Below are 22,949 nucleotides of genomic sequence, written 5' to 3' on the forward strand. Positions count from 1 at the left end.
TACTGGTCTTCTCTTTATTTTCTGAACAACATGAAACATATTATAATTCTTGGCGATGGCATGTCTGATGAGCCAATCGCAGCCTATGGCGGAAAAACTCCGTTGCAAATGGCGAATAAACCACATATCGATTGGCTGGCGAAAAACGGCCAGTCGGGCTTATTAAAAACCGTGCCCGAAAGTATGCATCCGGGTAGCGAAATTGCGAATATGGCCGTATTAGGCTACGATGTTGAAAAGGTTTTTGAAGGCAGGGGAGTACTGGAAGCGGCCAGTATGGGCGTTGAATTACAACCCGGAGATTTGGGTATGCGCTGTAACCTGATTTGTGTGGAAGATGAGAAAATTAAAAACCACTCGGCCGGACATATTTCAAATGAAGAGGCAGAGGAACTGATTCGTTTCCTCGATGAGAAATTGGGGAATGACAAGATCAAATTCTATTCAGGTGTATCTTATCGTCATTTGCTGGTAATAAAAGATGGTGTTAAAGATTTTGCCTGCACACCACCACACGATGTACCGGGAACACCCTTTGTCAATTGTTTGCCAAAAGCAAAAACCGACGCCGCAGAAGCAACTTCTGATTTGGTTACTGACCTGATTTTAAAATCACAGGAACTGTTAAAAGATCATCCGGTGAACCTAAAACGCAAAGCGGCAGGAAAAGATCCGGGTAACTCTGTTTGGCCATGGTCACCTGGTTATAAACCGGCCATGCCAACGTTAAAAGAAATGTTTGGAATCGAGAATTCGGCAGTTATTTCTGCGGTCGATCTGATTCATGGAATTGGAGTGTATGCCGGAATGAAAGTGATTCATGTGGAAGGCGCAACCGGTTTATACGATACCAACTACGAAGGAAAAGCACAGGCTGCAATCGATGCGCTTAAAGAAAACGATTTTGTGTATTTGCACATCGAAGCAAGCGATGAAGCGGGCCATGAAGGTGATGTGGAACTGAAAACAAAAACCATTGAGTATCTCGATCAGCGCGTGGTAAAATACATTCTGGAGGAAACAGCAAAAATGGACGAGGACGTGGCCATTGCTATTTTGCCCGATCATCCAACGCCATGTGCACTAAAAACACATACCCGCGATGCCGTGCCGTTTACCATTTACAAACCGGGTGGTGAAGCCGATGCGGTGGAGGTATACGATGAGTTCGATCCACGAAACGGAATCTTTGGAACTCTGCAAGGTGACGAATTTATTCGTGCATTTTTGAAGTAAATATCCATTTGTGGAGATCAAAAGGTGTTAAATTTCTGATATATGTCATGTTTTTGAGGTTGGGGGAGTCTTGCCTTCATCCCAAAATTCTATTTTTGTTGGAGTAATGAAACGAGCTTGTAAAATTATTTTCCATTTATGCATATAGTTATAAGCGAGTTACATCGAACACCCCTAAAGCTTTAATTGAAGTGAGATGAAATACTATAGTACAAATAAAAATACCCCTGATGTTTCTTTAAAAGAAGCAGTTGTAAAGGGACTGGCGGCCGATAACGGATTGTTTATGCCCGAGCGGATTGAAAAATTCGAGCCTGCTTTTTTTGATCAAATTCAAAACCTGTCGTTTCAGGAAATTGCCTCTGAAGTGGCAAAGAAATTCTTTGGTGAAGATATTGAAGAGGCCAAATTGAAAGAGATCGTTTTTGATACCCTGCAATTTGATTGTCCGGTTGTAAAAGTTACCGATTCTATTTATTCCCTGGAGCTGTTTCATGGCCCAACGCTGGCATTTAAAGATGTTGGCGCGCGTTTTATGGCGCGTTTGCTCAATCATTTTTTGGGTAAACAAGAGAAACTGGTAAACGTTTTGGTGGCCACATCGGGCGATACAGGTAGTGCGGTAGCTAACGGTTTCCTCGGAGTTGACGGCATTCATGTTTACGTGCTTTATCCAAAGGGAAAAGTTAGTGATATACAGGAATCGCAGTTTACAACACTGGGGCAGAATATTACAGCATTGGAGATCGAAGGTACTTTCGACGATTGTCAACATTTGGTAAAAACGGCTTTCCTTGATGATGAACTGAATAAAAAGCTGGTGTTAACATCGGCAAACTCCATAAATGTAGCGCGTTTTCTTCCGCAGGCATTTTATTATTTTAATGCGTATGCCCGCCTGAAAGAAGCTGGTAAACTTGATGATAAACAATTGGTTGTTTCAGTGCCCAGCGGTAACTTCGGAAACCTTACAGCCGGGTTGATTGCGGCAGAAATGGGACTGCCGGTAAAACAATTTATTGCTGCCAACAACGAGAATGATGTAGTTTTTGAATACCTCAACACTGGAGAGTATAAACCACGTCCGTCGGTTGAAACCATTGCCAATGCAATGGATGTTGGTGCACCGAGTAACTTTGCCCGAATCCTCGATTTATACAAAAACGAGCACGCAGTAGTAGCCGGAAAAATTAAAGGTTACCGTTATTCTGATGAAGAAATCAGAGAGGTGATTCTGAAGGTCTACAACGAACATAACTATTTATGCGATCCGCATGGAGCATGTGGATATCAGTCGTTAAGCGATTATTTGTCGGAGAATGAGATCGGCGTTTTTTTAGAAACGGCACATCCGGCAAAGTTTACAGAGACGGTAGAGACGGTTGTTGGAAAAGGTAAGGTAGAATTACCTGAAAAGCTTGCTGCCTTTATGAAGGGCGAAAAGAAAAGTGAACAAATGACCAAAGAATATCCTGATTTTAAACGTTATCTTCTGGATCGTCCAATTTAAAGAAAAAATGTTATTGAACAGTTGACTGATTTTTGTGTTTTAGTTGGAGATGATAAATTTAATGGTAAATTTATTCAGTTTTGAGTGTTACTTTTATCCCCGAAATGTAATATTATTATGTAGGATATCATTTTCAAAAAGAATTAATGTTAACAAGATCGATATATGAGACAGCTAAAAATTACCAAACAGGTTACTAACCGCGACACCCTCTCGCTGGATAAGTACCTGCACGAAATTGGGAAGGTAGAGTTGTTGTCTGCGGAGAAAGAAGTGGAGTTGGCCAAACGCATAAAAAAAGGAGACCGCGAAGCTTTGGAAACGCTGATAAAAGCAAACCTCAGGTTTGTCGTTTCTGTTTCGAAACAATACCAGAACCAGGGCCTTAGCCTACCCGATTTAATTAACGAAGGAAATTTAGGATTGATAAAAGCTGCGGAGCGTTTTGATGAAACCCGCGGATTTAAATTTATCTCGTATGCTGTTTGGTGGATTCGCCAATCAATACTTCAGGCTTTGGCCGAGCAGTCGAGAATTGTTCGTTTGCCTTTAAATAAAATTGGTTCGATAAATAAAATAAACAAAGCATTTAACAAGCTGGAGCAGGAATTTCAGCGCGAACCCACCGTTGATGAGGTGGCAGAATTAATGGAATCAAAACCCGATTTGGTTGAGGATTCTATGAATTTTTCCAGTACTCACGTATCAATGGATGCCCCTCTGCGTGAAGAGGAGGCAAATAGTTTGTATGATGTAATGCTCAACGAAGATTCACCGGATCCGGATGGCGAACTGATGGATAATTCGCTTCGTAAAGAAATAGAACGATCTTTGTCAACACTCGGGGAACGGGAAGCGGAAATTCTGCGTTATTACTTTGGGTTAAAAGGATATCAGCCGCATACGTTGGAAGAAATCGGAGATGTTTTTGGATTAACACGTGAGCGCGTTCGTCAGATAAAAGAAAAAGCAATAAAAAAACTAAAAAACCAATACCGAAACAGGTTACTAAAATCATACCTGGGTAAATAAACGAAACTTATGAGAGCTTTGGTAGCACCCTCCATTCTGTCAGCTGACTTTAACAATCTCGGAAAAGATATCGAAATGATCAATCAAAGTGAAGCTGATTATATTCATTTTGATGTGATGGACGGGGTGTTTGTTCCAAATATATCATTCGGAATTCCCGTAATTGAACATGTAAAGAAAATTGCCAAAAAACCGCTCGATGTGCATTTGATGATCGTTGATCCGGATAAATTCATTGAGCCTTTTGTTAACGCCGGTGCATCAATTATAACGGTGCATTACGAGGCATGCCGCCATTTACACCGTACGGTGCAGTTAATAAAATCGTTTGGAGCCAAGGCAAGTGTTTGTTTAAATCCACATACGCCTGTAGCCGTTTTAGAGGATATTATCGGCGATTTGGACATGGTGTTGCTGATGTCGGTAAATCCGGGTTTTGGTGGCCAGAAATTCATCGAAAATACATATAGGAAGGTGACACAATTGCGCAAAATGATTGATGACGCAAATTCTGACTGTAAGATTGAAATTGATGGTGGAGTAAACTACGAAACTGGCAAAAAGCTGCTTGATAAGGGTGCCGATGTACTTGTTGCCGGAAGTTTTGTTTTTAGTGCCGAAAATCCAAAGGAAATTATTTCAGGATTAAAATCATTGTGATGAGTGAACGGCGTTGTCGTGGCACTCTTCAATATTCTTTTCAATAACCTTTCGTGGTAAATCCCGCAAAGCACAGTCTCCTGCAGCGCATTCGGAGCAGTTGTGTACCATGGTTATTTTATCCTTTTTAAAATCGGTTGTTTTGTTTTTTTTAGCCGGTTTAAAAAAACGACGGTACACTTTTAATGCTGCCCAAAAAACGGCAGCAGCAACAATAAGGTATGTCAGAATTTCCTGGACCATATTAAATGAATAACATCCCGATATTATAAGTTACAAACGCGGCTACCCACGCCAGGGCCGTGGTGTAAAATACCGAAAACGCTGCCCATTTCCACGAGCCCGATTCGTTTTTAATACTCGCCACAACACCAATACACGGGAAATAAAGCAGAATAAAAATAATGAATGCCAGTGCGGCAGGTGTGGTAAATACGTCCTGTCCTTTATGCTTACCTAATTGATGAACTTCGTTTTGTAATTTTTGCTGCAGGTTAATGGTTGTTTCACCATCCTGCGATTGGTAAAGCACACCCATGGTGCTTACTACAATTTCTTTTGCCGGCAAACCGGCCACCACAGCAATACTCATTTTCCAGTCGAAACCAAGCGGACTCATTATCGGTTGAATGAGTTTGCCAGTTCGTCCAAGATAGGAGTTGATCAAACGGTCGGATTCCATGGCATGGTTCACTTCCGCAATGCGTTCGTCTTTTTGTATTTCGGTGATTTCCGAGTTTGCTATCTGCTCAATTTGTGCTTCAAAAGCAGAAGTATTCTCCGTTTTTCGCGGGAAATATTCCAATGCCCAAATAATAATAACACCCAACAAAATAATCGTCCCGATCTTCTTTAGGTAATGTTGCGTTTTGTCCCACATATGGTACACCACATTCCGGAATGTTGGCAGGCGGTAGGTCGGGAGCTCCATTACAAAAGGTGTTTCTTTATTTTTAAAAACTGTTTTATTGAGAACCTGCGCTGTAATAAAAGCAAAAAGAATTCCAACAGCGTAAATTCCAATTAAAATCCAGGCTTCGTATTTCTGGAAAAAGGCAGAAATAATAAGTATATAAACCGGTAGCCGCGCACTGCACGACATAAACGGAATGATGAGCATGGTAAGAATCCGGTCGCCCCGACTTCGCATGGAACGAGTTGCCAGAATAGCCGGAACATTACATCCAAATCCCATTATCATAGGAATAAACGAACGGCCATGCAGACCAAAGCGGTGCATTATATTGTCCATAATAAAGGCCGCACGAGCCATGTATCCTGAGCCTTCGAGCAACGATATAAAAAAGAAAAGAATAAGTATATTAGGCAAAAACACCAAAACACTTCCGGCGCCCCCGATTATACCGTCAACCAACAGGTCGTTCAGCATGCCCTCGGGGATTATGTTGCCCACAAAATTACCCAATGCCACAACTCCCGCATCAATCCAGTCCATCGGGTAAGCCCCCAGCTTAAAGGTGGTCCAGAAGATAAAAAACAGTAGTGCAGTAAATATCGGAAATCCCAGGTAGCGGTTGGTTAACACACTGTCGATCTTTTCCGATTGAGTTTTCTTTTCCTTACGTTTGTTGCTGTACGTTTCGCGTAAAGCACCGGCAATAAAACTGTATTTGGCATTGGCAATAACCGTTTCGCTATCGTCGTTTTCAAGCAGTTCTATCTTCTTTATTTCTTTTAGGGTAACTTCCTGTATCTCCTCGAAATTCGAGTATTTCGAGAGCAGTTCGATTACCTGGTTGTCTTTTTCGAGCAGTTTAATGGCCAGAAAACGCGACGAAATCTTATCAGTGATCGGTTTGTCTTCTTTTATTTTCTGACGAATGGTGCGGATCGACTTTTCAAGCTCTTTTCCATAATTAATATGGATATGGCGCGAAAAATTATCTCGGCCCTCAAAAACTTCAATAACCTTTTCAATTAAGTTATCCAATCCGAGCCCTTTCGAGCTAACCGTAGGGATGAGAGGAATTCCAACCAGTTTCGATAACTCTTCCTTATTCAGTTTAAGCTTGTTCTTTTCCAGCTCATCAAACATATTCAGGGCCATTATAACCCTTAAATCCATGTCGATTAACTGCGTGGTAAGAAACAGGCTTCGTTCCAGGTTGGTCGAATCCAGTACGTTAATTACAATATCAGGAGTTTGTTCGTAAATAAACTTCCTTACAAATATTTCTTCTTTTGAATAGGCTGTTAAACTGTATGTGCCGGGCAGGTCGTAAAAGTTAAACGTATAATCGCCGCTTTTAAAAGTGGCTTTGTGAACGTCAACCGTAACACCGCTGTAGTTTCCAACTTTTTCTTTCGATCCGGAGATAAAATTAAACAGTGTGGTTTTTCCGCAGTTGGGATTACCTACCAATGCGATATTGATTGTTTTTGTACGCGCCGAGTGGTCGATTAAATCGATATTACGGTCGATAGTACCCTCGTAAGTGTCGGTTGATGTTTTTTTGAACTCGGAGGCCGGAATAACCTCAATCTGATCGGCTTCCGATTTCCGCAGCGTAATATTATAGTTCAGAATTTTGTATTCGCTGGGCCCTCTAAATGGAGAATCTTTTATGGCCCGAACTTCGTTGCCACGGATAAATCCCATTTCAGTAATCCTCTTCCGGAACGAACCATGACCTAAAACTTTGGTGATTATCACCGGCTCATTATTTCTTGCTTCGCTTAATTTCACTCTCCCCCTGCTTTCTGTATTTAAATTAAATAAAAATAAGCCTACAAATATATTTAAATTCCGATGATAAAAAATAAAATATATTTGTTCTTTACATAGTTACAACAAGTGACTATTTTTGTTCGAACGAAGGAGGTTAAATGGAGGAAGATAAATTTTATAATAATATTCAGAAAGCATTGGACGATCTGCCCGAAAACTTTAGTATTCTGGAGGAACAGATAGATGTTGGTATTCAGATGAAATACTTTGAATTTGCCCGACTACTGAAGGACAGGGACATATCGGAAGAATGTTTTGAGGCGAGAGAGGAACTTTTTGACAAAGAAGTTGACGAAGAACGTAAAAAGGAAATACTGACAGCCATTGCGGTGTACGATGACGTGAAAGCGTACCGTACGCTTGAGAAGTTTGTTGAAGAGGCTGAGGGTGACCTGAAACAATGGGGAACGCTGGCTTTGCAGGAAAGCAGAATGCTGATGCATAGCTCCTTACTTGATGAGCAACAGGTGTTTATATCAACCGGACTGGGTGGAAAAGGCAAAAAATTGCGCTATTTTGTGGTGTTCCTTTCGGTTAATGAGAACGAAATGTTAACAGAAGCGCAACAAAAGCTTCTTAAAGATGAGTTAATATTCGAGCTCAACAAGCAGGAAGGAGTGTTTGAATCGATGGACTTTATGGAAGGTTTTTCATCGGCTTTGGTAATGTTGCCGATTACTGCCGAAATCAGAGATACATTTCAGAATGTAATTAACGAGTGCAATCAGTACGGTGGCTTTTTACGCGAAGATATGGTAATTACCAATGTTAAGATTTTGTCGCGTAGCGAGATTATACAATTAATACATCATAAGGAAAATAAGAATAACGATGAGTTGGAAAACGAATAAGATAAATGTGGCTATTCAGGTATTGCCTGAAGCCGACGGAAAAATAAAATACGAATTGGTTGACAAAGCGATTGAAACCATCCAAAAATCGGGATACCGCTACCAGGTGTGCCCGTTTGAAACTGTAGTTGAATGTGGATTTCATGAATTTCCGGATTTGCTGGAGCGTATTCATGAGGCCTGCGGCGAAGCAGGAACACAACGAATGATCACCAATATGAAACTTCAGGTGAATTTTGAAAAAAATGTGGCCATTGAAGATAAAATGGAAAAATACTCGTAATTATTTTGCTGTTAGGCGGTTGAATACCTCAGCAGAAAAGCAGGCAAAAATGAATTGTAATTAATTTCAATAAAATTTCTGTGCAGATTTGTATTTATACAAATAAGCGCTATATTTGCACCGCTTTTAAAGCAAACGCGTTCTGGACCTGTAGCTTAATTGGATAGAGCACCTGACTACGGATCAGGAGGTTAGGGGTTCGAGTCCCTTCAGGTTCACCAGAAAACTAAAGAGTTGTAAGATGTATTTCTTGCAACTCTTTTTTGTTTTCGGAGACCCTCAAAAGAATCCTCTTCCGATTTACTTTTATCTTATCTTTTCAATTACCCATTGTAACATATTGTCCTCTCCCCGCGAAAAACTTTTCCATTCGTATTGTAAGGGAATATCGGGTTGCACGCCTTCAGAAAATTCTTCCTGAATACGAAACAGGCGTTTCGAGTAACAGATGACAAGTTTGGAGTTGGGAAGCTCAAAAGTGTCCATATCCTGAAACCCGGTTGGATTTGAACCTGTAGGTTCGCCAACAATTTTTGCGTTTAGCAATTCGCGAAATAAGGCTGTGTTACTTGTTGCTGCCGAAAAAGTGACTTTGTCAGCCAAAACATAAACACCCGATTTCCAGTCAACCGGATCGGCAAGATTTAAAGCATTGGCCAAAACCAGACCGGCATAAAGATCGCCACCGCCATTATTTCGCAAATCAATAACCAGTTCGTGGATATTGTTTTGAAAAATATAGCCCACTATTTCTTCACCAATGTGCATCATCTCTTCAAAGGTTGGGTAGCTTTCAAAATGAATGTACAGACCATCGGTGCCTGAAATTGGAGCGTACCAAAAACCTTCAATTGAAGTTGTATCAGGTTTCTTGATCTTGGGAACTGAGATTGTGAGTTCTGCAAATTCTATAGGTTCGTTATCTGCAGAAACGCTTAGTGTTTCTGTAAAAACAGTACCGTCGTCGCTTTTAAAATAAACGAGGCTTTGTCTTTTTGTTTGATGAGCTTTAATTCAAAAAGCACTTCACTAATCGGGAAATACTGTGCAGTTCGGATAATTGCTGAGTGCCGGTTTTCAACAAACTGCGCTACCTCGCTAACTTTTTGTGCTGCAATTGCAATTGGAGTTTCATCAACAGCAATAAGTTGGGTTCCCAATAGGTGATCGAAACCTTGGACTATTTTTACAATGCGCCAGTCGTTGCCAAATTGCTGGATTTCGAAGGGGAAATTATGAGTTTCCACATTGCTTAAGGAAATAGCGGTATGTCCGTCACCAATTTTTTGGGTCAGGCGCATCAGGTCCATTACAAGCTGAAAATCGGTTTTATTATCTATCGATGACTTAATTAGCTCTAACTCCGAATCAAACTCGGCTTTCGAAATTCTGTTGTAAAGATCAATGTGTTTTTCCTCTAATCCGGTTTTATAGGCTTTCAGATCCTGCAGCCAAAATTCTTTTTCCGTTTGCTGGGCGAAAACCTTTAAAACGGCAAGGCATAGGATTAATGTAACCAGTATGTTCTTCATTTATTACGTGTTTAACAGCTTGCTGAGTTCTTCAATATTGGTTCCGCTCAGTATTTGCACCGATTGGGTAATTTTTTCAATATCCCAATCCCACCACCTGAGTTTTAGCAGCGCTTCAATTTGCTCCTCCGAGAAACGTTTACGAATAGGTTTTGCAGGATTTCCACCAACAATGGAGTAAGGTTCAACATCTTTTGTTACGGTTGAATTTGTTGCAATAATTGCCCCGTCGCCAATTTTAACACCAGGCATTATTGTTGCATTACTTCCAATCCAAACATCGTTGCCAATTTCTGTATCGCCTTTGTGCGGATACGTTTTTCCTTCCATGGCATTTGCCCAGTCTTCTCCGAAAATGGAGAACGGGTAAGTGGAAATAGCGTCGGCAAGGTGGTTGCCACCATTCATTATAAACCTAACGCCTGATGCAATCATACAAAACTTGCCGATTATGAGCTTGTCGCCCACAAAATCGAAGTGGTATTTCACATTTTTTTCGAAGTTATTCACGTCTTCAAAATCGTCGTAGTACGTGTAGTCGCCCACAATGATATTAGGATTTTTGATGATGTTTTTCAGAAAACACAAGCGGTCGTAGTGGGGGAGCGGGAATGTTTTGTTTTTATCCGGGATATTCATATTTGTTCGTTTTTAAGATGAGGTATCTATTTGACTGAATCATAAAAGAAATCAATTAGTTTATGCGTGCCAAATTTGGGAGCAACCATATCGAAGGCCATTGCGGTAAGGAAAAATTCGACAGGACCATAAGTTTTTTGAGGGAAGAAAGTACGGACAAAACCGATACTTGCTTTTCGCAGGAAATCGGGAAGATGTACAATTTTAATCTTTTTGCCGCTAGCTTGTAAAGCCATCTCTGCAATTTGGTTGTGCGAAAGGATATCGGGGCCACCAACCTCAATTTCTGTTTTGTCTGTCTCTATGGCATCGAAACAAACTTTAGCGAGGTCGGCACCGTGTATCGGATTTAATTTTTTATGGCCGTTTCCAAAAAGGTAAACGCTGCCTTTTTTTGCCATTTCCAGAAAGTCTTTCATATCAGAGAAAAATCCTGTTGGCCGGATAACAGTGTAATTAAGCCCCGAATTTTTAAGCTCGTCAACAAATCGTTCCTTTGCTTCGCAAATCTTCAGCTGCTTCATGTTTTGTCCGTTCAATACCGATACATAAATGAATTTCCTAACGCCCGCTTCTACTGCCTCATTTAACAGGTTTTTGTTCGCCTGATAATCAACGTCCATGTAGGTTAGTCCATCTTTCTGGCGGGTTATTCCAACGGTTGAAATAACCGTGTCGACTCCATTAAGTAGGCCTTTTAATGACTCCGGCCGTGTAAGTTCAGCTTTTACCTTTTGTAAATTCTTGCTGTCGAAAGCGGCCAGTTTTTCCGTATTCCTTGCCAATGCGATTCCTTCAGCGTTTAATTCGATTAATTGCCCCACCAAATATTTTCCTAAATATCCGGTAGCGCCGGCTATGGCTATCTTTTTCACTTTTGTTTGAGTTTTAGTTTACAGTTCATTCTTGATAATGGTATCACTAATCGTATTTCTGCTTGTACTGCTGTTGTGTACGTTGTTGGCTGTTCTGGTTGTGCCTCTATATAGCAGAAAAACATCTTTTAAAGATCGGAATAATTTTTTTGCCCTTTTTCTTAACTGGTTTGCCGGGTAGAAGACATCATCTTCAGCAGCAAAAATGTATAATGGGGTTTGAATCTTTGCCGCTTCAATTTCTGAAATTTCGGGGATTCGGAAAATGTTCGTTGTCAGTTTTTCTTTTCTGAGTATTCTGAATCTTTTTACTGAAAAAAGCACTTTGAAAAAATACCTGAGCCGACTGGGTTTAACGATTCCTGCCGGAGCAACCAAAAAGGTTTTGGCAATTCGTTTTTCGTCGAATGCTAAAGTTTTCAGGGCAATAAAACCACCCCCGCCAAAGGCCAGCAATATTGCGTGCTTAACACCTAAGCGCGATAAAATTTCGAACATCCATTTTCCGTACGAGTTGTTTTGTAAGTTAGGCTGAATCTCTGCACTTCGGCCGGCTAAATTCGGCAGATCAACAGCATAAATTTTAAAGTCGTTTACCAGTTCTTTTAACGTTTCAAATTCGAGTGGAGCACATGTTTCAGCTCCGTGTATAAATACCAGCGCACGTTTGTTCTCGGTACCTGTAATTGCAATATTGGTGTCGCCGTAGGTGGTCTCAATAATCATTAGCTCGTAGCGCACCGGCAATTCATCTAACTTTTGCGCGTACCTATTTGCAATTTTTTGTATGGCTTCTCCACTTCGAAAATAGGTGCTCATTGATTTTCAGTATTCTTTAAAATAAGCGAAAGCACTTTTACCATAAGTACTACCGATTCTTTTACTTCCACAGTTTGATTTAATGTACCGGCGAGGTATACGTCCAATTCCGGACAATAAAACATAAAGGAACCTGTGCTTCCGGAATGGCCGATAATGGTTAAATCCGGAAGTGTTGGAAACAATTTTCGAAAGGCGATTTTGCGCAGGCCAAAACCATATTCCATTCCATGCGTTTCAGGTACCCAGTGTTGCATTGTTTGTAATGTTTCGGCTGAAATAATTTTACCAGAAAAAAGTGCCTGCTGGAATTTTATCAAATCGCTACCGGTAGAAACCAACCCGCCTCCGGCCCAATCCGCGCTAAGACTTGCAATTGAGCTCACCTCAAAATCGCCTGCATAAGTTTCAGCCAACTTTAAAGTCTGCTCCAGTGGTGTCGATCGTAAATGCATGGAGGTGTGTTCCATTTCCAGCGGCTTAAAAAAGTGCTCCTCAAAATAATTGTGCAAGTTTGTTCCACTCTGTTTCTCTATGATTAAGCCAAGCAAAACATATTCCGTATCGGTGTAATTAAATCCGTTTCCGGGAACAAAAAGTGGCTCCATTTTCTGTTTTGCAAACTCAATGGTTTCCACTGGTTCCCAGAATTTGTCCGGTTCGCTAAACAGCAACTCCATCACATTGGCACGGCCGTCAATGGTCTTTCCTTCGAAATAATCGGGCAACCCTGACGTGTGTTGTAGTAAATGTGCAATCGTTATTTCAGCCGAATAATCCACTCCGTTGTATACATGCAGGCCTTGCATAATTGAATCGGGCAAATACCTGCTAATCGGATCGCTGAACTTCAGCTTATTTTGCTCCACCAATTGTGCGATGGCAGTTGCAGTAAATGTTTTCCCAATACTGGCTGTTAAAAAAGGATTGTCGGAGCTTACTTTTTCGCCACTCTGAAATGTAGCACCTGTATAGTTCCAGTCGATAGAACGCGAAGGAGAATACACGCTCAGAAATGCATTTCGGATGTTGTTCTTCTTCAGTTGCTTTTGGAACAGTTCTTCTGTTTTCTGCTTTATGCCGGTATTGTTGTTGTTCGTGCATTGCAGAAATATTCCCAGCAAAATGAAAAGTACTACTACTCCGAATTTTGACTTATTGACTATGGATAAATACATTGTATGAAAATAATTAAAATGCGTAGCCGATTGAAAATTCGCCCAGAAATCCATTCATAAAGGTATAATCATCGCGGAATACATCGATGGCATCCAAGGCTGCCTGGCTCGAATTATTCACTTTTAACTCGTCGTAAGCATAACCGTAACCCAAGGCAAAGTTCAGCGAAAGTCCACTTTTCCAAATCCAGCGTTTCCCAACATTTAGGCCAAGAGTGCACTCGGGTAGTTTGAAATCAAAATCTCCGGTTTCCAGCGCACCGTCGCCTTTTATTTTGCGGTAGCGCGCAAAGGCTCCTGCATAAAAGGAGTTTAAACCTCCGCCAATGTGATAACGGTAGTTTAATATCACCGCTTTTCCGCTTGATTCGATTTTGGCATCGGAATAGGTATCAGGAATCGTTTCCAGGTCGCCACGTAAAACCAGTCCGTGGTTTTCGCCAAAAAGATGCTCAACATTTGCCGAATAAAATCCAAAAGCAACTCCTCCTGGACAAACATTTATGGCCGTGCGCGCCGGACTAATCCATCTCTCGTTCTCTTTTTTCGTGTTTTCATGGCTTTGGGCACTTGCATTTTGCACTAACAGAACGGTTAGTAACATTAAAACCAAATAAGGTAGTCTTCTTGTTTTTCTCATCGTTGTAGCTTTTTTAATTGTTGTTTTCATTTCGATTAAATTTTGTTTTCTGTTGTTTTGAATTGTTTTACGCTACAAAGATGAAGCAGAAAAAAGAGTCAATCGTCCGAAAATGTAATTCCGCACTCATTGGTGAAAATCCGCACTTTGAAGAGATTTGGAACCTTGAGAAGTTGTGGGGCGAAAAATGGGTTTTATCCTTTGCTGTTTTTTAACCAGTTGCCGGGCGTTATGCCTTCAGCCTTTTTAAAGTAAGCGTTAAATACGGTTTTTGAATTAAAACCGCTTTCGTAAGCCATTCCTAAAATAGTGAGGTGGGCGTTTTTCGAATCAGTTGCAAGTTGTTTAAAATGGACAAGCCTGAATTGGTTAATAAACTCGTTAAAGTTCATGCCCGTTTTTTCATTGATGAGATACGAGAGTTTGTTTGGATGGAGATTGAGCATTTCGGCCAGCGTTCGTAAACTAAGCTGTGCATTCAGAAATGGTTGTTCCGTTTCGATAAAATTTACCAGTTTTTCAAGCTGTTTGTCTTGTTCCGGAAATTCTGATTCTGTATTTTTTTCTTTGGCAGGTACATGTTTAATTTCTTCTTCAAGAACAAAATTTGAAATGTGTAATGTACCGAAAGCATCAAATTTATGAAGTGTTTCCAGTGATGGGTCTTGCCTGAAATTAATAATTTGACCACGTTTTTGAGTAATATATTTACTCAATAATTCAATGGCTTCCAGCTGGTGCTCGGTATTGGCCAATATAAAAAGTTCGTAGGGAACCATTTGCCGTTTGTCTTCGGCGGTTGATTCCCAGCTTTTTAAAGTTGCTTCGGGCAGCGTTTTAAGACCTTTGTTTCGCACATTAAAATAGATCTGTTTTACTTCCGGATTGGGAGTATTGACAATAGCCTGTACAAATTCATCCTCTTTGTTCAACCAGATCAGGCATAAAATCCGGAGTTCGCGTGCGAGCACAAAATCGGGATTTATTTGCAATGCCTTTTCGATAAGTTGTAGTGCCGTATCAAAATGGCGCTGGTAGTAATAAATGTGCGAAAGCGTGTAATAATGGTTAGCCGACAGCGGATCCACTTTCATGGCTTTTTGAATGTATTCTTCGGCTTCTTTAAAGTAACCATGAGAAAGAAGCAGTTCGGCCATTGCCTCCAGTCCGTCGGTAAATCGCGGATGCAGATTCAGTGTTTCAATCAGTTGTTTGTAGGTGGCTTTAAAATCCCACTCCATCCAAAAAGTGCGGCCAATAAACGACTGGCCATATTCGGGGAGTGATTTATCAAGATCGCTGGCAATCATAAAATTTCTGATCGCTATTTCAAAACCTTGCTCGGCAGGCATATATCCCCAGGCAGCCAGCAAACCGTAACTTTGCACCAAACCGTAGTAGGCGCGTGCAAATTTTGGATCGAGTTGCACGGCAGCCTCGTAATATTTTGTTGCTTCGGCTATCGAATCGGCATCCCATTTTAATTGATAGAAATGTCCTTTCAAAAACAGCTCATAGGCTTTCATGTTTGTGGTTGGCTCGCTCACCAGTTGTTCCTGAATGTTAAAGTGCCCAAAATTTTCGCGAATCTGGTTGGCAATAAGCAAACTTATTTCATCCTGAAGGGCAAAAATATCTTCAATTTCGCGATCGAAATTTTTCGACCAGAAATGTGTGCCGTCTGCTGCATTTATCAGCTGAGCTGTAATACGAACCCGGCTTTGAACTTTACGAACGCTGCCTTCAAGCACCGATGAAACGTCTAACTGCCGGGCAATTTCGCGCACATCAACATGTTTGCCTTTAAACGCAAACGAAGAGGTTCGCGCAATAACCTTTAACCCGTCGATTTTGGTTAACGCGTTAATTATTTCCTCGGTAATACCATCGCTGAAATATTCGTTGTCCGGGTCGGAGCTCATGTTCACGAAAGGGAGAACAACAATGGATTTATCGGTATGTATATGGGACGTTTCTTCACCCATTTGGTTGTTAGCTACTTGTTTTTATGCTGTATCTAACAAAATAAGTGGTTCTTGGTTGATAAGGCCACAAAAAAATATGTAAATAATTATACTGTTAAAGTTTTCTCCTTTTTAACCGATGCAACAATAACATAAACCAATAGCGAACCTGCAATTCCAAAAATATTGGCATCCAGTTCAAACGGAAGCTCTATTCCCGACAGGATGAGGAACAACGTTAACGAACCTCCGGTAAGCATGGATAACAGCGCTGCAACTTTATTCGGATTTCTGGAAAATAAGGCTGCCAGCACCGGAATAATCATTCCCGAAACCATAAACGAGTAGGAGTGGAGCATTAAATCCAGAACGCTGGTCATTTTTAAGGCCAGTAACAATGCTATTGAGCCAATTATCAAAGTCAGTAACTGCGAAAGAAGCAAACTTCTTCTTCCGTTGTGCAGCCGGAATACATCGGTTAACAAGTTGCCTGATGCAGCCATTAAACAGCTGTCGGCAGTTGACATGATGGCCGAAAAGTAAGCCGATAAAACAATACCCAGGAATCCAACCGGAAGTATGGTTTTTAGCAATACCGGAAGTCCCATTTCAGCATCGAGGTTGGCAGCGTTGTAGCCCGGTAGTAGTTGGTTTTCCATTGCCACACGTGCAAACATGCCTAAAACCACACCAATAAATGCCATTAAAGGGTATTCAAACAGCCCGGCAATAAACCAGCCGCGTTGTGCCGATTGTGTATTTTTTGCCGCGTAAATCCGCTGATAAAGTGTCATTCCGATAAACCAGATCGGAATAATGGTAAACATCCAGTTAACAATTTGCTGCCAGCTTACCGAACGAAGCGATAAAAACTAAGCCGGTAATGTTGCCGAAATAGCTTCGTAGCCTCCAATACTGGTATAGGCAAATGGCAGACCAACAAAAATAAGCCCGGCCATAAGAATGATCCATTGAACGGTGTCGGTGTAAATAACCGCTTTTAAACCACCCAGCACGGTGTATACAATGGCAATCGTACCCATAATCAGCAGCGCCTTATCAATGCTAAGCCCGTCGAACGTTGAGGATGCGAGTTTGGCTCCTGCCAGAATTTGCGAACTGGTAAAGCCGAGGTATCCGATGGCCGATATCAGCCCGGCAATGAGGGCTACTCGTTTGTCGAAAACGTACTCAAGATACTGAGGAAAAGATAAAAATCCTTTTCGGCGTGCCAACCCCGAAACTTTTGGAATGAGAAGAACACCGCTAAGCCAGGCTCCCAATAGGCCGGTAAACAAAAGCCAGCTACCAGATAATCCCATGGTAAAACCCAATCCACCCAAACCGATGGAAAAACCTCCGCCTACATCAGTAGCTACCACCGATAACCCGATGTGAATACTACTGAGTTTACGTCCACCAACAAAATAATCGTCTGTATTTTTATTTTTGCGCAGAAAATAAACGCCTACGCCAAGCATCGCCAACAGGTATACGCAAAAAATAGAGAGATCAATCCACCCCATTATTTAATATCAACATTAAGCTTGAGGTATGAAGATTGGTCAATACGTTTCACAAGACCTTTATTAAGTAAGGAAGAAATTAACTCCTGGCCTCTTCTGGCCGACAGTTTAAGGTCTTTAATGATGTCGCCATAAACGTATTTTTCTTTTTCGTTTAATAATATTAAAATGTCTTTTTCAAATTGATTACTGATTTTCTGAATGTCAATTGTTTCTTTACTCATATATTTTTTCGCTCATTTTTGGTTCTGATGTTCCTTTTCCGTCAATTCGTTGAATCTGCTACAGTTTTTCCAGCCTTTCATTCCTCGGTTACAAAACACGTTTCTAAAAAGTAGCAAAGGCATATCCTTTGATTTCTCCTCTCCTTTATAAAGAGGGCAGGTTTTTGCAAAATGACATCGGTATCCCAGGTTCATATCAGATATGTTTATATAAAATGTTTAAACTTTCAATCTTTCCGGCAATGTTCGTATTCTTTATTAAAGTTCCCGAATAACAATAATCCATCTTCAGGAAAGTTTTTGTCATTCCTATCGAATTTAACCGGGCCATCGTATACAAGGTTGTAATTCCCTGTTCTTTCATCGATTTTTCAAGTGCGTTTAATAACAGCACCGACAGATTTTTACCGCGCTGGTCGGGTAGGGTGGCAAAGTCGGTCATTTCTGCATTTTTGCCTTCTTTGTCAATCTCGGCCGATGCCAGAGCTACCAGTTTCCCATTCGATTCGGCTCCGAAATATTGTGTTCCATCCTGAAATGTTTTAAGCACATAACCCGGATTATAGATCGGAAACGGATAAGTTACAAAAACTTCGCGATATATGTCGGTTATTTGCTCATAGTCTTCTTTTTCCAGCTTGCGCACCGTTACATTCGAATAGTCGGTACCGTTGGGCGTAATCGAATCCTGCACCTTTAGCATTTGGCTAAGGTTGTTCAGTTTTTCCGTTTCAATATCTAAAAGCCGGTCGGAATTCAGAAACTTCGAAACAAAAAACGCAGCTTCATTGTCGTTGTAAAACGCCGGTATTTGTGCCTCGGATAGAAAACCGTTGGATAGAAATACCGGGGCGGCGTGCACCGGTATTTTACAAACTATTTTACTGTACTTGTTTTCTCTTGCCAGCGTATTTATTTCTTCAACAATTTCCGACGGACAATCCGTGCTACCCAATTTCATCAGGTAGACACGGTCGTTTAACTGCCCGTGTTGAATTATGCTTCCGTTGCCTAATTTTTCAATTTTATCCTGCATCTTCTTCCCTCCTTATCATTCGTTCGTTGTCTTCGGGTATCAACGATATCGCATCGTCGGTATCCGATAATAATTTTTCAATTCCAATTGCGTCTTCTTCTGCTCCCTCTTCAATTTTTAAGTCGAGGTTACAATTTTCACAGTTTCGGTCGCACAATTTTGCTTCGTACGAGTCGGGTTCTTTATAGGTTGTTATTACTCCTTCGTAGTTTCGCAACACTACTTTGTTGGTCGACCATGAAATAATATAATTTGGCATTACCGGAATTTTACCTCCACCGCCGGGGGCATCAACCACATAAGTTGGGCGGGCAAAACCGCTGGTGTGCCCGATAAGGCTTTCCATAATTTCGATACCCTTACCAATTGGTGTTCTGAAATGGGACAATCCTTCAGAAAGATCGCACTGGTAGAGGTAATAAGGTCGTACCCGGTTTTCCACCAACTTGTGGAGCAGCGATTTCATAATCCGTGGACAGTCGTTTACATCGGCCAACAGAACCGATTGGTTTCCCAACGGAAATCCGCCGTCGGCCAGTTTTGCCAATGCTTCTTTTGATGAAGCCGTAATTTCTTTCGGATGATTAAAGTGCGTATTAATCCAAAGTGGCTGGTATTTCTTTAAAATCGAAACCAGTTTATCGGTAATCCGGTAAGGAAGTACCACCGGCATTCGTGTACCAATTCTTACGATCTCAACATGTGGTATTTTGGTGATTTCCGATAAAAGCCAGTCAATTTTTTCATCAGGCAACATAAAAGGGTCGCCACCCGATAACAGAACATCGCGTACGTGCGGGTTGCCGGCAATATAATCGAGCCCCTTTTGCAATTGTTCTTTTGATGGCACATAGTCGATATCGCCAACTTTACGTTTACGCGTACAGTGGCGGCAATACATGGAGCAAATATTACTTACATGAAATAACACGCGGTCGGGATAACGGTGTGTAATCCCTTCAACCGGGCTGTCGCTGTCTTCCGACAGCGGGTCTTCCAGCTCTGATTTTAAAGTAATAAGTTCTTCAACCTGGCCAAACGACTGTTTAAAAACCGGATCGTTTTTGAAATCTTTCTTGTTAATTAGCGAAAGGTAATAAGGCGTTATCGACAAGGGGAATTTGTCGAATGTTTCTTTTAGATTTTCCCGTTCATTCTCATCAAATTTAACGCCTAATAGTTCTTCAAACTTTTCCAGTGTTTTTATGGAGTGCCGTAGCTGCCACCTCCAGTCTTTCCACTTCGAAAGTTGCGCTTCTGTCTCAATTTTGTGTGCAATTGTCTGCTGTCTGTTATTATAAATCATACATATTTTTTTACTCAAAAGTTGTTTTTGAGTATGTTATGAACTAAAGAGATAAATCGATTACTATCAGCGAGTTGTGTTAGTTAGGAACAAACATCAGCCTAATGTTGCGGATGTCGTTCTCAACAATTACTTTCTCTGCTGCACTTAAGTTGGGTTCGGGTACGATGATGTGAAGTTTTCCGTGTCTTTCCTTTGTGAAATGCGCGAAAAAATTCCATTTTTCTGTATCAATATTATTGGTTAACTGAATTTCGTAAATGTTGGTTTCACCGTTTTTTTCGGTGGTTATAATATCAGGAATAAAACCATTATCCTCCGTTTGCGTTGTAATAGGAGAAGAAGGAATATAGTTTTTTAGTAACCCGGTTTGTAACGACATCTCGTATGCCTGTTCTTCCAACTGGGGAACAATTGACTTTGCTACCTGCTTTTTTGTTAAAGAAGTTATATTCATATTTGAAAATAGTTTCTATGCGAACAAAAATACAAAAAAAAGCGGGCATGCAAATTCATGTAGCTTTTAAATTCATTGTTAATAATGAATTTACATAAGTGGAATGCAACTTTCTGCAGATAATAATATATTTGTAAATTAGAAAAAATTTCTATAGAAACAATACACTATGAGTAGATTAATAATTGCCTCAAACAGGTTACCTGTAATGATAAACAGAAGTGCAGATGGAATGACTATAACTCCCAGTGCCGGAGGTTTAGCTACAGGTTTGAAATCATATCACAAAGACAGCAACAGCGTTTGGATAGGCTGGCCGGGTGTGATGCCCGAAACAAAAAAGGAAGAAAAGGAAGTTATCGGTTTGCTGGAAACCGAACAATGCCTGCCTGTGTTTTTAAACGAAGAATTAATTACGAATTACTACGATGGGTTTAGCAATGCAACGCTTTGGCCCTTGTTTCACTACTTTGCCGAGTTTACTGAGTTTAACGAATCGTATTGGGAGTCGTACAGCAAAGTGAACGAAATGTTCGCCGATGCGATTATCGAAAATGCAGAAGAAGGTGACGTGGTTTGGGTACACGATTATCAATTGTTGCTTTTGCCCAACATCCTTCGCGAAAGACGCCCCGATTTAACCATCGGATTCTTTTTGCATATACCTTTTCCATCATACGAGTTAATACGTATACTTCCATGGCGCGAGCAAATTGTAAATGGACTGCTGGGAGCTGATCTGATTGGTTTTCACACCTACGATTATGCCCGACACTTTATTAGTTCGGTGAAACGTTTGTTAGGACACGATGTTGATTTTAACCAGATAAAACTGGAAAACCGTCAGGTGATGATCGATGTATTTCCGATGGGTATTGATTACGAGAAGTTCGAATCGCATGCGCTTGAGATACAAAGCAAACCTATTCAGGATCGTTCGAAAGAACACCAGGACATTGACCGGTTCCTGTTAAGTATGCCAAACCGTAAATTGATTCTTTCTATCGACCGTTTGGATTATACCAAAGGTATTCCGCAGCGTTTAAATGCTTTCCGCGAGTTTTTAATGAAACATCCTGATTATCGCGAAAGAGTTTCGTTGATTATGCTTACCGTTCCGTCGCGAACGGATGTGGAGCAGTACCAAAATCTGAAAAACGAGATTGATGTGTTGGTGGGGAATATTAACGGTGAATTTGGAACGCTGAACTGGAACCCTGTAATTTATTTCTATCGCTCGGTTCCGTTCAATAACCTGATTGAGTTATACAGCTCGGCCGATGTGGCTTTACTAACACCGCTCAGAGACGGTATGAACCTGGTGGCCAAAGAGTATATTGCGTCAAAAGTCAACAAAAAAGGTGTTCTTATTTTGAGTGAAATGGCTGGTGCATCGAAAGAGCTTGGAGAAGCCATTTCGGTGAACCCGAATAATATTCCCGATACGGCCGATGCAATTTACAGGGCACTTACCAAACCCGACAAAGAAATGGAGAAAGCCATAACGGCCATGCAACAGCGAATAAAACGTTACGATATTCATAAGTGGGCTTCGGAGTTTATGAAAGCATTAAATAAAACGATTGAAAAACGCTCGGAGCATCATGCACGAAAAATTACAGCCCAGTTAAAGAATAAGATCTTCACGGATTACAATGATAAGCAGTCGAAAGTTTTGTTCCTGGATTACGATGGAACTTTGCAACGTTTTTTTGCAAATCCGCAAGCGGCTAAACCCGATGAGGACTTGTATAAGTTGCTCGATAAACTGGCAGCTGAAAAGAATACAACGCTGACATTGGTAAGCGGGCGCGACAGAGAGACTTTTGACCGCTGGTTTGGAAAAAGAAAATACAATTTAATTGCCGAGCACGGAGCCTGGTTAAAAGAAAAAGGCAAAGGTTGGGTTGAACGTAAACCTGTTCATACCGAGTGGAAAGAGAGTATTTTGCCGGTGCTTGAATCGTATGTCGATCGTACTCCGGGAAGTTTAATCGAAGAGAAAACCTACTCGCTGGTTTGGCACTACCGTAAAGCAGATATTGAATTAGGCGTGTTGCGTGCGCTCGAATTGGTGCACGATATTTCAAACCTGATCTTTAACCAGGATTTGGAAATACTGGAAGGGAAAAAGGTAGTAGAGGTAAAAGTTTCGGGAATAAATAAGGGAACGGCTGCAACCGACTTTTTACATGCTAATCCTGCTGATTTTGTGTTGGCAATGGGCGACGACTGGACCGATGAATTCTTGTTCAAAGAGTTACCCGAAGAGGCACATACCATTAAAGTAGGTACTGAAAATTCGGCCGCAAAATATTTCGTAAACAACTACAAGGAGGTACGAAGTTTTTTGAATGAGCTTGTAAAATCATAGTTAAAAGTAGCTTCGTTTATAAGCTTTCTGTTAATACTAATTCAAAAATCATTAGGTT

Annotated in this window: 21 protein-coding genes, 1 tRNA gene and 1 pseudogene; 8 read left to right on the plus strand and 15 right to left on the minus strand. The window is 41.0% G+C overall.

Translation table 11 applies throughout. The features are described from left to right. Positions 1-30: 30 nt before the first annotated feature. The 4 genes from LH29_RS18585 to rpe all read left to right on the plus strand — a co-directional run bounded on the left by LH29_RS18585 (position 31) and on the right by rpe (position 4,438). On the plus strand, positions 31-1,236 hold the full coding sequence (locus LH29_RS18585) for a cofactor-independent phosphoglycerate mutase (RefSeq protein ID WP_045032643.1): 1,206 nt from the start codon (positions 31-33) through the stop codon (positions 1,234-1,236). Positions 1,237-1,432: 196 nt separating this feature from the next. Continuing rightward, positions 1,433-2,746, plus strand: a complete 1,314-nt coding sequence (thrC, locus tag LH29_RS18590) for a threonine synthase (protein WP_045032644.1) — start codon at positions 1,433-1,435, stop codon at positions 2,744-2,746. Between the two features lie 165 nt (positions 2,747-2,911). Continuing rightward, complete coding sequence (locus LH29_RS18595; RefSeq protein ID WP_045032645.1) at positions 2,912-3,778, plus strand: sigma-70 family RNA polymerase sigma factor; 867 nt, start codon at positions 2,912-2,914, stop codon at positions 3,776-3,778. 9 nt (positions 3,779-3,787) lie between these two features. After that, positions 3,788-4,438, plus strand: coding sequence for a ribulose-phosphate 3-epimerase (gene rpe, locus LH29_RS18600; protein WP_045032647.1), 651 nt, complete (start codon positions 3,788-3,790; stop codon positions 4,436-4,438). On the opposite strand, the gene LH29_RS18605 is transcribed toward rpe, so the two are convergent. After that, positions 4,430-4,681 carry a hypothetical protein gene (locus tag LH29_RS18605; RefSeq protein WP_045032648.1) on the minus strand — a complete coding sequence of 84 codons (252 nt, stop codon included), beginning with the start codon at positions 4,679-4,681 and terminating at the stop codon, positions 4,430-4,432. The genes rpe and LH29_RS18605 overlap by 9 nt on opposite strands. A gap of 1 nt (position 4,682) precedes the next feature. Next, positions 4,683-7,145: a ferrous iron transport protein B gene (gene feoB / locus LH29_RS18610; RefSeq protein WP_045032650.1), complete on the minus strand. Its 2,463-nt coding sequence runs from the start codon at positions 7,143-7,145 to the stop codon at positions 4,683-4,685. 140 nt (positions 7,146-7,285) lie between these two features. Between feoB and LH29_RS18615 the strand changes: the two genes are divergently transcribed. From LH29_RS18615 to LH29_RS18625, 3 genes are all read left to right on the plus strand, one after another. Beyond that, positions 7,286-8,038, plus strand: a complete 753-nt coding sequence (locus tag LH29_RS18615; RefSeq protein ID WP_045032652.1) for a hypothetical protein — start codon at positions 7,286-7,288, stop codon at positions 8,036-8,038. Beyond that, positions 8,019-8,321, plus strand: coding sequence for a thiamine-binding protein (locus LH29_RS18620; protein ID WP_045032654.1), 303 nt, complete (start codon positions 8,019-8,021; stop codon positions 8,319-8,321). Before LH29_RS18615 ends, LH29_RS18620 begins: the two co-directional genes overlap by 20 nt. Positions 8,322-8,465: 144 nt before the next feature. Beyond that, positions 8,466-8,542 (plus strand) — tRNA-Arg (locus LH29_RS18625). An 85-nt stretch (positions 8,543-8,627) separates the two neighbouring features. On the opposite strand, the gene LH29_RS18630 is transcribed toward LH29_RS18625, so the two are convergent. The 13 genes and pseudogenes from LH29_RS18630 to LH29_RS18695 all read right to left on the minus strand — a co-directional run bounded on the left by LH29_RS18630 (position 8,628) and on the right by LH29_RS18695 (position 20,517). Next, the gene (locus LH29_RS18630) at positions 8,628-9,092 is read right to left on the minus strand and encodes a S41 family peptidase (RefSeq protein ID WP_052671078.1); all 465 of its coding nucleotides are present in this window, start codon (positions 9,090-9,092) and stop codon (positions 8,628-8,630) included. 164 nt (positions 9,093-9,256) lie between these two features. Continuing rightward, positions 9,257-9,853, minus strand: coding sequence for a hypothetical protein (locus tag LH29_RS18635; RefSeq protein ID WP_045032655.1), 597 nt, complete (start codon positions 9,851-9,853; stop codon positions 9,257-9,259). Between the two features lie 3 nt (positions 9,854-9,856). Further along, positions 9,857-10,492 (minus strand): CatB-related O-acetyltransferase, encoded by a 636-nt coding sequence (locus tag LH29_RS18640; protein WP_045032656.1) that lies wholly within the window; start codon positions 10,490-10,492, stop codon positions 9,857-9,859. A 26-nt stretch (positions 10,493-10,518) separates the two neighbouring features. After that, entirely contained in the window at positions 10,519-11,367 is an 849-nt protein-coding gene (locus LH29_RS18645; protein ID WP_045032657.1) for an SDR family oxidoreductase, read from the minus strand. An 18-nt stretch (positions 11,368-11,385) separates the two neighbouring features. Further along, a complete protein-coding gene (locus LH29_RS18650) occupies positions 11,386-12,186 on the minus strand; it encodes an alpha/beta fold hydrolase (RefSeq protein WP_045032658.1) in 801 nt (266 codons plus the stop codon). Continuing rightward, positions 12,183-13,364 (minus strand): serine hydrolase domain-containing protein, encoded by a 1,182-nt coding sequence (locus LH29_RS18655; RefSeq protein WP_082063827.1) that lies wholly within the window; start codon positions 13,362-13,364, stop codon positions 12,183-12,185. Before LH29_RS18655 ends, LH29_RS18650 begins: the two co-directional genes overlap by 4 nt. A 13-nt stretch (positions 13,365-13,377) precedes the next feature. Continuing rightward, positions 13,378-14,034, minus strand: a complete 657-nt coding sequence (locus tag LH29_RS18660; RefSeq protein WP_045032662.1) for a DUF3575 domain-containing protein — start codon at positions 14,032-14,034, stop codon at positions 13,378-13,380. A gap of 164 nt (positions 14,035-14,198) precedes the next feature. Further along, positions 14,199-15,926: a helix-turn-helix domain-containing protein gene (locus LH29_RS18665; RefSeq protein WP_045032825.1), complete on the minus strand. Its 1,728-nt coding sequence runs from the start codon at positions 15,924-15,926 to the stop codon at positions 14,199-14,201. Positions 15,927-16,075: 149 nt separating this feature from the next. Next, positions 16,076-17,494: pseudogene (locus LH29_RS18670) on the minus strand (sodium:solute symporter family protein). Continuing rightward, on the minus strand, positions 17,494-17,718 hold the full coding sequence (locus tag LH29_RS18675) for a hypothetical protein (protein ID WP_045032664.1): 225 nt from the start codon (positions 17,716-17,718) through the stop codon (positions 17,494-17,496). The pseudogene LH29_RS18670 and the gene LH29_RS18675 overlap by 1 nt, the downstream one beginning before the upstream one ends. A gap of 196 nt (positions 17,719-17,914) precedes the next feature. Beyond that, entirely contained in the window at positions 17,915-18,754 is an 840-nt protein-coding gene (ablB, locus tag LH29_RS18685; protein ID WP_045032668.1) for a putative beta-lysine N-acetyltransferase, read from the minus strand. Beyond that, positions 18,744-20,060 carry a lysine 2,3-aminomutase gene (gene kamA, locus LH29_RS18690; protein WP_045032670.1) on the minus strand — a complete coding sequence of 439 codons (1,317 nt, stop codon included), beginning with the start codon at positions 20,058-20,060 and terminating at the stop codon, positions 18,744-18,746. The genes ablB and kamA overlap by 11 nt, the downstream gene beginning before the upstream one ends. 79 nt (positions 20,061-20,139) lie before the next feature. Continuing rightward, positions 20,140-20,517, minus strand: coding sequence for a hypothetical protein (locus LH29_RS18695; protein ID WP_045032671.1), 378 nt, complete (start codon positions 20,515-20,517; stop codon positions 20,140-20,142). A gap of 169 nt (positions 20,518-20,686) precedes the next feature. Here LH29_RS18695 and LH29_RS18700 point away from each other — a divergent pair, with 169 nt between their 5' ends. Next, positions 20,687-22,891, plus strand: a complete 2,205-nt coding sequence (locus LH29_RS18700; protein WP_045032672.1) for a bifunctional alpha,alpha-trehalose-phosphate synthase (UDP-forming)/trehalose-phosphatase — start codon at positions 20,687-20,689, stop codon at positions 22,889-22,891. The last annotated feature ends 58 nt before the right edge of the window (positions 22,892-22,949 follow it).

Source organism: Draconibacterium sediminis, from assembly GCF_000949475.1.
Classification (GTDB): domain Bacteria; phylum Bacteroidota; class Bacteroidia; order Bacteroidales; family Prolixibacteraceae; genus Draconibacterium; species Draconibacterium sediminis.

Coding starts and splice junctions, on each gene's coding strand:
- LH29_RS18585 (WP_045032643.1), top strand. CDS start 31: ATGAAACATATTATAATTCTTGGCGATGGCATGTCTGATGAGCCAATC.
- thrC (WP_045032644.1), top strand. CDS start 1,433: ATGAAATACTATAGTACAAATAAAAATACCCCTGATGTTTCTTTAAAA.
- LH29_RS18595 (WP_045032645.1), top strand. CDS start 2,912: ATGAGACAGCTAAAAATTACCAAACAGGTTACTAACCGCGACACCCTC.
- rpe (WP_045032647.1), top strand. CDS start 3,788: ATGAGAGCTTTGGTAGCACCCTCCATTCTGTCAGCTGACTTTAACAAT.
- LH29_RS18605 (WP_045032648.1), bottom strand. CDS start 4,681: ATGGTCCAGGAAATTCTGACATACCTTATTGTTGCTGCTGCCGTTTTT.
- LH29_RS18615 (WP_045032652.1), top strand. CDS start 7,286: ATGGAGGAAGATAAATTTTATAATAATATTCAGAAAGCATTGGACGAT.
- LH29_RS18620 (WP_045032654.1), top strand. CDS start 8,019: ATGAGTTGGAAAACGAATAAGATAAATGTGGCTATTCAGGTATTGCCT.
- LH29_RS18630 (WP_052671078.1), bottom strand. CDS start 9,092: ATGATGCACATTGGTGAAGAAATAGTGGGCTATATTTTTCAAAACAAT.
- LH29_RS18635 (WP_045032655.1), bottom strand. CDS start 9,853: ATGAAGAACATACTGGTTACATTAATCCTATGCCTTGCCGTTTTAAAG.
- LH29_RS18640 (WP_045032656.1), bottom strand. CDS start 10,492: ATGAATATCCCGGATAAAAACAAAACATTCCCGCTCCCCCACTACGAC.
- LH29_RS18650 (WP_045032658.1), bottom strand. CDS start 12,186: ATGAGCACCTATTTTCGAAGTGGAGAAGCCATACAAAAAATTGCAAAT.
- LH29_RS18655 (WP_082063827.1), bottom strand. CDS start 13,364: ATGTATTTATCCATAGTCAATAAGTCAAAATTCGGAGTAGTAGTACTT.
- LH29_RS18660 (WP_045032662.1), bottom strand. CDS start 14,034: ATGAAAACAACAATTAAAAAAGCTACAACGATGAGAAAAACAAGAAGA.
- LH29_RS18665 (WP_045032825.1), bottom strand. CDS start 15,926: ATGAGCTCCGACCCGGACAACGAATATTTCAGCGATGGTATTACCGAG.
- LH29_RS18675 (WP_045032664.1), bottom strand. CDS start 17,718: ATGAGTAAAGAAACAATTGACATTCAGAAAATCAGTAATCAATTTGAA.
- ablB (WP_045032668.1), bottom strand. CDS start 18,754: ATGCAGGATAAAATTGAAAAATTAGGCAACGGAAGCATAATTCAACAC.
- kamA (WP_045032670.1), bottom strand. CDS start 20,060: ATGATTTATAATAACAGACAGCAGACAATTGCACACAAAATTGAGACA.
- LH29_RS18695 (WP_045032671.1), bottom strand. CDS start 20,517: ATGAATATAACTTCTTTAACAAAAAAGCAGGTAGCAAAGTCAATTGTT.
- LH29_RS18700 (WP_045032672.1), top strand. CDS start 20,687: ATGAGTAGATTAATAATTGCCTCAAACAGGTTACCTGTAATGATAAAC.